General features: G+C 34.9%; 13 protein-coding genes. 5 read left to right on the top strand and 8 right to left on the bottom strand.

The window, feature by feature from the left end:
* Positions 1-337: 337 nt before the first annotated feature.
* Complete coding sequence (locus ACFO7M_RS11920) at positions 338-1108, top strand: alpha/beta fold hydrolase (protein WP_379716433.1); 771 nt, start codon at positions 338-340, stop codon at positions 1106-1108.
* Between the two features lie 37 nt (positions 1109-1145).
* Positions 1146-1766 carry a ribosome biogenesis GTP-binding protein YihA/YsxC gene (yihA, locus tag ACFO7M_RS11925; protein WP_379716436.1) on the top strand — a complete coding sequence of 207 codons (621 nt, stop codon included), beginning with the start codon at positions 1146-1148 and terminating at the stop codon, positions 1764-1766.
* Positions 1767-1802: 36 nt separating this feature from the next.
* On the opposite strand, the gene gldC is transcribed toward yihA, so the two are convergent.
* Together gldC and gldB are read right to left on the bottom strand one after the other, a co-directional pair.
* Entirely contained in the window at positions 1803-2141 is a 339-nt protein-coding gene (gene gldC, locus ACFO7M_RS11930) for a gliding motility protein GldC (protein WP_379716439.1), read from the bottom strand.
* On the bottom strand, positions 2141-3103 hold the full coding sequence (gldB, locus tag ACFO7M_RS11935; RefSeq protein WP_379716442.1) for a gliding motility lipoprotein GldB: 963 nt from the start codon (positions 3101-3103) through the stop codon (positions 2141-2143). Before gldB ends, gldC begins: the two co-directional genes overlap by 1 nt.
* A gap of 87 nt (positions 3104-3190) precedes the next feature.
* Between gldB and nadE the strand changes: the two genes are divergently transcribed.
* Both nadE and ACFO7M_RS11945 read left to right on the top strand, forming a co-directional pair.
* Positions 3191-3997, top strand: a complete 807-nt coding sequence (gene nadE, locus ACFO7M_RS11940; RefSeq protein ID WP_379716445.1) for an NAD(+) synthase — start codon at positions 3191-3193, stop codon at positions 3995-3997.
* An 83-nt stretch (positions 3998-4080) separates the two neighbouring features.
* Positions 4081-4710, top strand: coding sequence for a LuxR C-terminal-related transcriptional regulator (locus tag ACFO7M_RS11945; RefSeq protein WP_379716448.1), 630 nt, complete (start codon positions 4081-4083; stop codon positions 4708-4710).
* 183 nt (positions 4711-4893) lie between these two features.
* On the opposite strand, the gene dnaG is transcribed toward ACFO7M_RS11945, so the two are convergent.
* From dnaG to ACFO7M_RS11975, 6 genes are all read right to left on the bottom strand, one after another.
* Positions 4894-6876: a DNA primase gene (gene dnaG / locus ACFO7M_RS11950; protein ID WP_379735846.1), complete on the bottom strand. Its 1983-nt coding sequence runs from the start codon at positions 6874-6876 to the stop codon at positions 4894-4896.
* Between the two features lie 109 nt (positions 6877-6985).
* The gene (locus ACFO7M_RS11955) at positions 6986-8224 is read right to left on the bottom strand and encodes a hypothetical protein (RefSeq protein ID WP_379716455.1); all 1239 of its coding nucleotides are present in this window, start codon (positions 8222-8224) and stop codon (positions 6986-6988) included.
* A 190-nt stretch (positions 8225-8414) separates the two neighbouring features.
* Positions 8415-9464, bottom strand: coding sequence for a hypothetical protein (locus ACFO7M_RS11960; RefSeq protein ID WP_379735848.1), 1050 nt, complete (start codon positions 9462-9464; stop codon positions 8415-8417).
* Positions 9465-9485: 21 nt separating this feature from the next.
* Positions 9486-10208 carry a hypothetical protein gene (locus ACFO7M_RS11965; protein WP_379735850.1) on the bottom strand — a complete coding sequence of 241 codons (723 nt, stop codon included), beginning with the start codon at positions 10206-10208 and terminating at the stop codon, positions 9486-9488.
* A complete protein-coding gene (locus ACFO7M_RS11970) occupies positions 10195-10755 on the bottom strand; it encodes an RNA polymerase sigma factor (protein ID WP_379735852.1) in 561 nt (186 codons plus the stop codon). The genes ACFO7M_RS11965 and ACFO7M_RS11970 overlap by 14 nt, the downstream gene beginning before the upstream one ends.
* Before the next feature lie 119 nt (positions 10756-10874).
* Complete coding sequence (locus tag ACFO7M_RS11975) at positions 10875-11855, bottom strand: polyprenyl synthetase family protein (RefSeq protein ID WP_379718989.1); 981 nt, start codon at positions 11853-11855, stop codon at positions 10875-10877.
* Positions 11856-11975: 120 nt separating this feature from the next.
* Here ACFO7M_RS11975 and ACFO7M_RS11980 point away from each other — a divergent pair, with 120 nt between their 5' ends.
* On the top strand, positions 11976-12866 hold the full coding sequence (locus ACFO7M_RS11980) for a hypothetical protein (RefSeq protein WP_379716467.1): 891 nt from the start codon (positions 11976-11978) through the stop codon (positions 12864-12866).
* Positions 12867-12909 lie beyond the last annotated feature (43 nt).

The following is a 12909-nucleotide window of genomic DNA, read 5'->3' on the forward strand; positions in this document are numbered from 1 at the left end:
CTTTTTGTATGATAATGTACAAATGTAAAAAATAATTTACCACATTTTACCACAAATTACCACTTTGTTAATAAGTTTTACCGTTTTTAATCCATCATTTTACGGAATAAATTGATTTTATTGACCTTTTCAAAGTGGGAGGATTTTTAATCCGTTTTCAGATTATTAACATTTACAAGTATTTTGTTAAAAATAAAAACGAAAAACAAACCCTTAAAATGCTAACAATGAAATAATTAATCGTTTAAGATCTCTATTCTATGTTTTCCCCACTCTTACTTCTTGTAAAATATTCTATATTTGTGAGTTAATAGACAAACCAAACAGAAGAGAGATTGTGGAGAATTTAATAAAAGAAGGTAAATACGAATACTTCGAAGCTGGAGAAGGAACTCCAATTATTATACTGCATGGATTAATGGGCGGATTGAGCAATTTTGATGGTGTCGCCAATTATTTCCCTCAAAAAGGATACAAAGTTATCATTCCTCACCTACCATTGTATACTCAGAATATTTTAAAAACGAATGTGAAGTCCTTTGCTGTATATGTGAAGAATTTCATGGATTATAAAAAATTAGACAGAGCCATTCTATTAGGCAATTCACTAGGAGGACACATCTCCCTTTACTTTACAAAAATGTATCCCGAAAGAGTTTGCGGATTAGTAATAACTGGTAGTTCAGGACTTTACGAAAGCGCCATGGGAGACAGCTATCCGAAGCGAGGTGACTATGAGTACATCAAGAAAAAAGCCGAGGATGTATTTTACAATCCAGAAATTGCTACGAAAGAAATCATCGATGATGTTTACAATACAGTTAATGACAGAGTTAAATTAATCAAAACTTTAACCATTGCCAAAAGTGCTATCCGTCATAACATGGCCAAAGATTTGCCCAAAATGCACGTACCAACAGGCATTATTTGGGGCAAACAAGACAAGGTTACACCACCAGATGTAGCGGAAGAATTCCACAAATTATTACCCAATTCAACTTTATATTGGATTGACAAATGCGGTCACGCAGCTATGATGGAACATCCGGACGAATTCAATAGAATTTTAGAAGAATGGCTTGAAAACAAAGCCGAACATATCCATTAATACTCCTTTTTAGGAAATTACAAGAAAAATACCAACAATGAAAATAAATACTGCCGAGTTTATTATCAGTAATTCGATTGTGAGCAAATGCCCACAAGACCGAATACCTGAGTATGCATTTATCGGAAGGTCAAACGTAGGAAAATCATCCTTAATCAACATGTTGACCAACCACAAAAACTTAGCAAAAACATCGGCTAGACCGGGAAAAACACAATTAATCAATCACTTTAAAATCAACAACAATTGGTTTTTAGTAGATTTACCGGGTTATGGTTATGCCCGAGTATCCAAAAAAACAAAAGAAGTTTTTCAGAAATTCATCACCGATTATTTTGAAAAAAGAGAACAATTGGTGTGTGCTTTTGTGTTGATTGACATTCGCCATGAAGCACAAAAAATAGATTTGGAATTTATCACCTACTTAGGCGAAATAGAGATTCCTTTCTGTATAATATTTACTAAGGCCGATAAAATTTCCAAAGGAAAAATAGAACAGCAAGTAGCGGCGTACCGTAAAGCTTTATTAGCCAATAATTGGGAAGAAATGCCTCAATACTTTGTTACTTCTTCTTTAGATGTTATAGGTAAAGAGAATGTTCTAGAGTACATTGACGCAGTCAATCAGGAAATTTTCAAAAACAATGACTTTGTATAAAACACAAAAAAGGGTTCGCTAAACGAACCCTTTTTTTTATTCTTGTTTTAATTCCAATTTTTCAGCAAAGTAGTCACAGAAATCACGCATAGTAGCACTCATTTTCTCATCGGCGGTTGCGCGTTCAAATGTATCAGCCATAGCGACTAATGTCTGATGAAAGAAAACCTTCATCTCATCTACAGGCATATCTTTCGTCCATAAATCGATACGCATAGTTTCTTTTGCATTGCTATCCCAAATATTCAACATCACAGCTTTAGCTTCTTCGTTTTCCACTCCACCATCTTTTGCGGTCCAGTGTAATTTTTCGGGAACATGATTTTCGTCAAGCGAAATTTTAAATTGTATATCTGAAGTTTTTGTAATTGCCATTATTTAGCGGGTTTATATTTAGATTTTTGAAATATTTCTTTAGCATCCATAATCATTAGTTTCTGAATTGGCACATCGTTATTATCCATATAGGAACGAACAATTTGCCACCCCAACCAAACACCTATACGAGAAGGCGTCTCACTGTCATTATCTCTTCCGAATTTAGAAAATGGTCCAGGAACAATAAAATTCTGAACCAACTTTGGATTTGTACTGTACAACAAGTTCTCTTCTACAAAGTATTTCCAAACCTCAACATCGTTATCTTCACACCATTTCAATTCTTCTGCCGTATAACAAATCTTATCCTCATCAGACACATCCGGAAGCAACACGTCTTTCAGATACATTTGTTTACCTGCATAAATAATTTGCGACAAGAAATCACGTTCTGTTGGCGGTTTTACTTTGCCCAATGAAAAACTCTGCACAATATCAGGCATCATCTGATTAGGTTCAAACGTTTTCTTTTCATACTCTGGGAATTCATAAAACTTATGCCCTTTTCCAAGATAAAGCTCCAAAGAAATAATAAGTACATTTTTCTTTTCTGCATAAATTACTTTATAATCCGGATCCATATCTTGAATTACAGTAATTACTTTTGGAACTTGAGTTTTAGGGTAATAAAATGTAATGTATTTGAAAAGCTTTTCAATTTCAACTTTTTGCGCATCGAAATTTTCGTAACGCTTTTCCACTTCTTTGTACAACTCTCGCCACATTGGGTGCGTCATTTTCTCCGTAAGGTATTTTTCATCTATCCCTTGTGGAAAAAAATCAGGATATTGCGCTTTTAGTTTTGGCAAATCTTGAGGTTTGGATTCGTAAAAAGCTTTATCATAACGATCTACTTCAACAGTCAAAGGGATTTCTTCAGCTTCTTCTTTAACCATTTCATTCTTTTTACAAGAAACAAAAAGAAGAGAAAGCGATAAAAAATACAGGAATTTCTTCATCAAATTAGTGTTTAGTATCTCAAACGAGATGAACATAAAATTATTATTTTTGCAAATATACATTGGTTTTTAATAGAAAGAGTCACTATGCAAAAAATTAGCACTATCAATTCTGAAAAAGTAAACAGTCATATTGTAAATTGGCTAAAATCGTATGCCGAAAGCGCCAAAGTAAATGGCTTTGTAGTCGGAATTTCAGGAGGGATTGACTCCGCATTAACCTCAACACTTTGTGCTCAAACAGGCTTACAAACATTATGCGTTGAAATGCCCATACATCAAGCCCAAAGCCATGTAAACCGTGCCCAAGAACATATTGCACAATTAAAAGAACGCTTTCCCAACGTAACAGATACCCGAGTTGATTTAACACCTGTATTTGAAAGTATGAAAGCCGAAATACCGGGCAGCAACAACGAAGCTAAATTAAACCTTTCATTAGCCAATACCAGAGCGCGTTTACGAATGACTACTTTATATTATTTAGCTGGCATTCACGGACTTTTAGTAGCCGGAACCGGTAATAAAGTAGAAGATTTTGGCGTTGGTTTTTTTACTAAATATGGTGATGGCGGTGTTGACTTAAGTCCGATTGCCGATTTATTAAAAAGCGACGTGAGAGCTTTGGCAAAATACTTGAATGTTCCGGATTCCATTTTGAATGCGGCACCAACCGACGGATTATTTGGAGACGATCGAAGCGATGAAGATCAATTAGGAGCGAGTTATCCGGAGTTAGAATGGGCTATGGAACAACTTGAAAAAGGCAAAACTGCCGAAAATTTTGAAGGCAGAGAACGCGAAGTCTTCACTATTTACAAGCGTTTGAACACTATCAACCAGCACAAAATGACCCCAATTCCTGTATGTATAATTCCTACAGAATTGAAGTAAAAATAATCCTGATTTCCAGCTTTTTATAAAAATTTTCGTATCTTTACAACCCGCTTTTGTTCAATTAAAAAAATTTTAGGAGTATGGTGAAGATAGGACTTGCCGACAACCATCCGGTTGTTCATTATGGCATTAAATCGTATTTCAAGGAGCATTCTGACATTACTTTAGTAGGAATTGTAGACAATTTCGAAATGGTTGAAGAAATGCTTAAAAGAAAGGAAATTGACGTTCTAGTTATGGATTTGGAATTAGACGGTCTTTCAAGTATCAATTTGATTAAGGCTTTACTAAAAGATCATCCAAAACTTAAAATCGTTCTTTTTTCCAATTTGAATGAACAGGTCTATGCACCCAACGCCATCAAGGCAGGTGTGTCGTCCTTTCTACAAAAATCCGAGAAACTTGACATTTTGGCATCGACCATTATTAAAGTGAATCGTGGCGCTATTATTTTTAGCGATGCCGTTAAACGCAACATGGCGCTTATTTCAAAGCAAGCCAAATCAGAGCGTTTGTACCGAAAATTATCTACCAGAGAAGTAGAAGTCTTACGCTACTTGTCGAATGGTAAGAAAAACAAAGAAGTTGCCGAGGCACTCCATTTAAATGAAAAAACCATCAGTACTTACAAACTGAGATTGCTAGCTAAACTTAACGTTACTAACTTGGTGGATTTAGTCAACAAAGCAAAAACACTAGAGATTGTTTAACTTTTTTTGACACAAAACTGCCCAACTTGTCGGAAAAGTTTCCGCTAAGCATAGAGTAGTCCATCACCATAGGAAGATTTTCAACATTATCAGCATCCGTTTCTTTGGAAATGGATGCTTTTTTTTTAGACACTCAGTAAACATAATACGCAATCATTCAAGATACACAGTGCAATTCAAAATCTAGAAACCATAAGGAATCACAACTCTTCCTAAAATTTCAGCAATATCCTTCGAAAGCTTATTATAATCCGTAATTAGGGAAAGAACTTCAGAATTGTCTGCATTACTTTCCTTTGGCAAATTATACATTATCTCCTTGATAACCTTATCAATTAGAAACCTTCTAAAAGTCAACACCGTTTCCGTAACATTTTGACTGATAGTCGTCTCTTTCATTTTAACATAGATTTCTTTCGCCTCCCAGTTATTCAATGGATTCTTCTCATCTTCCATAATGATACTTGTAATTTCCCTAGCCATATGTGGCGGCAAATCCATTAAATACTTTTCGAGATTAAATTCCTCGTTTTGATTAAAAAAATCCATGAGATTGTCATAAATCTCTTTAAAATCTTGGTTAACAAACTCTACCTCATCATCTTGTAAACTAAGAAAAATTCTTTGGTATACTTTACATTTGGTTTTTTCCTCAACCCTTTTCAACTCGCCTTCTTCATCTGCCTTCCAATACGAATCCTTAAATTCCTCTTCAACACCACCATATCGCAGCAACAACTCAATAATTTTTCTTTCCAAAATGTACTGCACATCAACTTTAGCATTAACAGCAATATTTTCGGTTTTATGTACTTCAAAAGCTTTTTGTTCCTGTTTGAATTTCTTATTGACTTCGGAAATATCTTTTTGCACCAATTGCGCCAACGTATTGAAAAGAACTTCTTCGGAAATATCCATAATTCGGGCACATTCCTGAATATACACTTCCCGTTTAATTCGGTCCGGAATTTTAGAAATACTCATGACCATATCACGAATCAACTCTGCTTTTTTAATGGGATCATTCTTCGCATCTTTCATTAACAAAGAAGCCTTGAACTGAATGAAATCCATTGCATTTTCATCCAAATAGCGCATCAACTCATCGTGTGGCGTTTTTTTGGCAAAACTATCCGGGTCATCGCCGTCAGGAAACGTACATACTTTGACATTCATTCCTTCTTCCAAAATCAAATCGATTCCTCGAATAGATGCTCTTAAACCCGCCGCATCACCATCAAAAAGCACCGTGATATTTTTGGTCAATCTGTTTATCAAACGAATCTGATCAGGTGTCAAAGCTGTACCGGAAGAAGAAACAACATTTTCAATACCTGCCTGATGCATTTGAATCACATCAGTATATCCTTCACACAAATAGCAATTATCTAGTTTTGCAATCGCTTGTTTGGCATGGTAAATACCATACAACACTTTGCTTTTATGATAAATCTCACTTTCGGGAGAATTCAAGTATTTTGCAGCTTTTTTATCGTTGGTCAAAATTCGACCTCCAAAACCTAAAACTCGTCCAGACATACTTTGAATAGGAAACATCACTCGTCCTTTGAAACGATCAAAATGCCTACCATCTTCTCTCAAAATAGTCAAACCTACTTTTTCTAAGTATTCCAACTTATACCCTTGTCCTAATGCCTCTTTGGTAAAAGCATCCCAATTTTCAGAAGAATAACCTAATCCAAATTTCTTAATAGTCTCTGAAGAAAAACCTCTTTCTTTAAAATAGGATAATCCAATAGCCTGACCTTCATCGGAGCTCAGCATTGAATTTTGAAAATATTTCTGAGCGAATTCAGAAACCAGATACATACTTTCCTTTTCATTGGCCTCCGCCACATCTTCGGCAGTTTGAACCGTTTCTTCAATTTCAATGTTGTATTTTTTGGCTAGGTACCGAATGGCTTCTGGAAAAGAAAAATGCTCGTGTTCCATTACAAAAGTAACCGCATTCCCTCCTTTACCCGAACTGAAATCTTTCCAAATTTGTTTTACAGGTGAAACCATAAACGATGGCGACTTTTCATCGGAAAAAGGACTCAAACCTTTAAAATTACTTCCCGCTCTTTTGAGTTGTACGAAATCACCAATAACCTCCTCAACACGGGCGGTTTCAAACACAGCATCTATGGTACTCTTGGAAATCATTGTATATGCAAAATAGGGTTCAAATATACGAACTAAAAAAGAGGATTTATCATAAAAAGAAAAAGTGCTTCATGAGGAAGCACTTTTATATTTTTTAAACCCGTATTTTTTATTTCAAACGAAAATCCGGCTTTTTATTTACGTTGTTACTATAAAATAAATTTAAAATTCCACTGTTTGAAATCAAGTTCATTTTATCTGTTTGCGAAAACCAATTAGAAGGCACTTCTGCTTTGAACAACGCTTCGTTAGAAACAATTGAATTACAACTATCAATTGATGAGTTTGTTATTTTAATTTTCACGAATTCTTTAGGATCTAAGTATTTATCATCTAAAGCCAAGAAACTTTCAAATCCAACTACCACACATTTGTCCATTTCTAAGAACGATTCCGATTTTAATGAAATTGCTTCTTTCACTAAGCCCATTGAATTTTCCTCATTATTGACCATAGTTACGTTTTGCAATTTTACAATCGTTTTCTTTTTTGAAGGATCAAAGTTCTCTACTTTATCGTAAGAATCAATTTCGAAACATCTTGAACGTGTATTATCAGAGATGAATGGGTTTCTGATAATAACTGAATTAGTCACTATACTTTGTGTTCCCATTGAGTAGTCGAAATCGTCATCCGCATTTCTAAAAGAAATAATATTATTCATATCGATACTACCTCCAATGATTTCTAATGCATCATCTTTAGCATAGCTAATTTGAACGTATTCAATTTTAGTCTTTTTACCAACTGCACCTAGAGTCAAACCGTTTAACATGGTTTTTTCATTCAGTTTTTTTCCAGCAAACTCGATACGCACGTATTTTAAACTACCTGCATCATTATTTTCATTATTACCTCCGAAAACATTGTACAATGGATTAGGATCATAAATCGATGAAATAACTCCTCCTAATCTATTCAATGGAGCATCACCGTATAGAATCACACCACCCCAGTCACCTGGTTTTCTGTCAGCTGTTCCTTTGCTTGAAGTAAAAACAATTGGATCTGTAACAGTTCCTTCTGCAACCATTCTTCCTCCTTTAGTTATTACTAGAGTACCATTTGTATCATGATCTCCTCTTAAAACGGCACCTGGCTCAATTGTTAAAGTCACATTATTTGCAACATAAACAGTTCCCATGATTAAATAGGTTGTTTTCTTAAGAGTTGTATTTTGAGAAATGACACCCGTTAAAATTTGAGACGGCTGATTGTATTCAGCTTGCTTGGGCTTGAAGTTAGTCCATCCGTTAAACCAGTTAGGTTCTCCATAGATACCTCGCGCATTTTGCGCATTCACCGCTGAAAAAGCAGTCAACAAAATAAGTAATAATTTAGTTCTCATTTAGGGCCTTTTTTAGGTTATTTATTTTTTTAGCGAACTACAAATGTAATATTCCAATTTGAATACACAAAATAGCACAAGTTAATTTTACACTTTGATAACCAACCAAATATTGTGCCAATAAATTATTTTAAAAAACAAATAAGTGCTCTCATATTGAGAACACTTACGAAATAACTGACAAATAAAATTAATTCATATCGAATCGAACCCCTAAAGAAATATTATTCTGATCTACTAAATTTTTATTGAACAATGGATTCATGTCGTATTTTACGTACAAACTTGTACCCTTGTGACCGATATAGGCTCCCAAACCATAAACAAAATCGTTCACATTAAAATCACCTTTGGTCTTTGAAGTTACAGAATTTCCAAACTCGTCATCATATTTTACAATTTGTTTGGTTTTCAAATTCGCTCCTACAAAACCACCTAAACCAAATCGGAAACTTTGATGAATTTTATAAACCGCCTTATCCTTATCCATAGTTTTCGGAGAGGCATCAAACTCCAAATACAATGGTAGTACTAAATTCACATTACGTAATCTGGAATCTTTTAAATTAATTGAAGCCGCTTGCAGATTGGTTTGATTTCCATTTTCAACAAAATACCTGTTGTCTGTTGGACGAAGATTGTTATATTGTAAAGACAAACCGTATTTGAAATGCAATAAATTATTGTTTTTAAAAATTCGGGTGTTGTACGTCCAACCCAACTCATAAAAATGAGAACCCCAATACCTGAAATCGGAATGCGCAACAGCTCCATCGGTTACCAAATTATTCACTCCCGTTGCGAAAACCAGTTGCGACGTAGTTCTTTTTTGCAAATATTGGATTGTATCTTTTCCGCCAACTACTAATTTAATTCCTTTTCCATAAGTCTTTCCGGATCTTTTTACCGTATCCAAAGAAGTGATTCTTCCTTCTACTTTTTGTTGTACTAAATCAGCCAACATTTGTTCTTCAACAGCCACTCTTTCCTCAATTCGTGCTGCCACAGCTTCTGCTAATTTGATTTTTTTCTCATCGGCCTGCTCCCATGTAATAGTTCCCTTTTCAAATTCACGATTAACCAATTCTACTTGATCTTTCAAAAAGGCTTTTTCATCTTTTGTAATTTTCTCGATACGATTAGCAATAGCTTTCGCCTTTTGTTCAAATGTTTCCTGCCCATACGTTTTGGCAATAATAGTTACAGCAAAGATTGCCAAATAGATAATACAATTTTTCATAATGACTGTTCGTTTTTATAATTAATGATTTGATGATTCTTCTAGATTTCTGTTAGCGATGGCTTCTTTTGTTTCTTCGTAATTCTTTTTTATGGTACGTAATACTTTCTGACGGAAAGTCAATTCAATTTCCCCGTCAACTTGTGAAAGCAGGCTTCTTGCACTCACTTTCACTTTTGATTTGGTGTCAATTTTTGGTTTTTCTACTTGTGCCAACAAAGATTCAGGATTCGCCTCTTGTTTTTGAATAATTTGTAGCTTTTCCTGCTCTACTGAATTCTTCGCTTCTTTCGGTGTTGGTTCAGAACTTGCTATTGACTGTTCTACTTTCTCGGAATTATTTTTATTTGAATGTCTATCTATATTTGATTTTTGGGAGATAGAATTCACTTCCTGAACTACTTCAACATAACTTTCCTCCGTTTTGTTAGTCAAACTGCTATTTGACTGAACATTCTCCTTTTTTGTTTCTGTATCCGATGCATTCTGAAATGTTTCAAACACTACAGGCTCGCCTTGCAAATCCATCTCATTTTTTTGTGTAGGATTAACGAAAAAATAACCCAAACCTGACAACACTAAAAAGCTAGCCGCTAAAGACAACCATGGCAACCCTTTTCTGCTTTTTTTCTCTTCATGAACTGAAAGCATCGCATCCAATCTGTCCCAAGATTGCGCTGAAGGCATGATTTCTCTTTCTTCCAGCTTTTCTCTAATTTGATTTTCTAATTTATTCGGTTCCATTGCTGTACTTATTTAATTTGTTGATTTGTTCCGTCAGCATTTTTCTAGCGTGAGACAATTGTGATTTTGAAGTCCCTTCATTAATTCCCAACATTTGAGCAATTTCATGATGCTTATAACCTTCAATGACATACAAATTGAAAACCATTTTATAGCCATCGGGCAAACTATCAATCAAATACTGTATTTCATCCAGAGAAAGTTGGTTTTCGATATCGTTGACCACTTCATCAAAATACGACTCATCGTCAATGAACTTCATTTGTTTTTGAACCCGTATGTACGAAATGCATTCGTTAATAATTATTCTTCGGATCCAACCTTCAAAGCTTCCTTTGTGTTCAAAATGCTTCAGATTAGTAAAGACTTTCATAAATGCGGTAATCATTACATCTTCCGCTTCATGCAAATCTTTCACATACTGCCTGCAAACACTGAGCATTTTCGGCGAATACTTGGAATAAATCTGATGTTGAGCCTGTCGATTATTTTCGACAGCCAAATCGATTATTCGTTTTTCTTCCTGATGTAAATCAATTACTTTCAAAATTGTTTTTTAGTTTGTTTACTTTTAGCAACCGAAAAAAATAACATGTATTAATTAGCGGTTCTATTAGCATAGACGAATCTCGATTCAAAATGGTTGCATGGGGTTGAAAAAAAAGTTTATTTTTTTCTTTCAATCACGTAATTCACCATTAAAATCAAGGCTTCTTTGTAAGAAGAATTTGGAAAAGATTCAATCAATTGTAGTGCTTCTTTCTGAAATTGAATCATTTTTTGTTCGGCATATGCCAAACCGTTGTTGTTTTTTACGAAAGCGATAACCTCTTTGACGCGCTTTTTATCCTTATTATGGTTTTTAATTGAATTGATCAACCATTTCTTATCCTTTTCAGAACAATTATTAAGAACATGGATTAAAGGCAACGTCATTTTCTGCTCTTTGATATCAATTCCTGTAGGCTTACCGATTGCTTCATCTGAATAATCGAATAAATCATCTTTGATTTGAAAAGCCATACCAATAAGTTCTCCGAATTTCCGCATGCGTTCGGTCAGTTCTGTATCGTCTGGTTTAACAGAGCAGGCAGCTAATGAACAACAAGCGGCGATCAATGTTGCTGTTTTCTGACGAATGATTTCATAATACACTTCTTCGGTAATATCCAGACGGCGTGCCTTTTCAATCTGAAGCAATTCTCCTTCACTCATTTCGCGAACCGCTACTGAAATAATACGCAGTAAATCAAAATCTCCGTTGTCAATAGAAAGCAGCAAACCTTTGGATAAAAGATAATCACCAACCAAAACTGCAATTTTATTTTTCCAAAGCGCATTGATGGAGAAAAATCCGCGACGACGGTTACTATCATCAACCACATCATCATGTACTAAGGTTGCCGTATGAATCAGTTCGATAACCAACGCGCCACGATAGGTTCTTTCCAATACTTCACCACCAGAAATCATCTTGGCTGTCAAGAAAACAAACATTGGACGCATTTGCTTTCCTTTTCGGTTCACTATATAGTAAGTGATTCTATTTAAAAGCGCTACTTTGGAAGACATCGAATTATGAAACTTTTTTTCAAAAAGCTCCATTTCTTCAAGTATTGGTTTTTTTATTTGCGAAGTAATATCCATCGAAAGCCAAAGATAGTATTTAAGTTCAAAACTTTCAAAATCCAACTATTTTTTTATATTTGATTAAACCTTTTGGCATTATAATTGTCTTATTCTCAAATCTTAAAAAATTCTTAAATTATGAAAGCTAAAATTTTAATCTTGACCACACTTTTGTCTCTCGCTTTTTTTAGCTGTACAAAAGAAGAAAGCACAGAAAATCAAAACACACCAATCACAGCTGATGAAGTAGCCGTTAATGCAAAAATTGATTTTGCCAATGATGATATTGCTGATATTGTTGCAGAACAAGAAGCAAAAACCTACGCCAACAGCACAGATGGACGTTCTATTGACTCTCCAGGTTCCGCCCTTTCAACTTGCGCTACCATTACCAGAGTTCCTGCTTTTGGAACCGCGATTACACCTGGCACAACGGTTACAAAAACAATCGATTTCGGTGATGGATGTACTTTAGCGAACGGAAACGTACTAAAAGGAAAAATCATCATCACTTTCATTTACCAACCGAATGCAACAACACACACAATCAATTACGAATTTGTAAACTTCTATCACAATCAAATCAAATTTAATGGAAACAAGTCATTCACAAGAACAATGACTGCCGCTACAACAAACACTCCTAGCCTTCCAGTAATCACCATGAACATGGACATGACTGCTACATTCCCTGACAATCGTACTTTCAGAAGAGTTGGTCAAAGAGTAAGAGAATTTGTTTCAGGATATGGAGATAATGATTGGACCAACAATGTGTATAAAATAACCGGAAGTTGGACTACAACTTTCCCTAACACAAGTGTTCAAACGGCAACGATCAGCAATCAGCATCCGTTAATTATCAAAATGAGTTGTGCAGCATTACACAAACCACTACTAGTTGAAGGAGTAATTACATTTACAAGAAATAACCACACAGCTACTTTAGATTATGGCGCTGGAGAATGTGACAATACCGCCGTTTTAACCATAGACGGTGTAGCCTACACAATTGTTATTGGCAATTAATAAAACCAAAACTATTTAAAAATAAAAAATCCCACATTGGTGG

The organism is Flavobacterium sp. GCM10023249 (genome assembly GCF_042653365.1).
In the GTDB taxonomy this organism is placed as follows: domain Bacteria; phylum Bacteroidota; class Bacteroidia; order Flavobacteriales; family Flavobacteriaceae; genus Flavobacterium.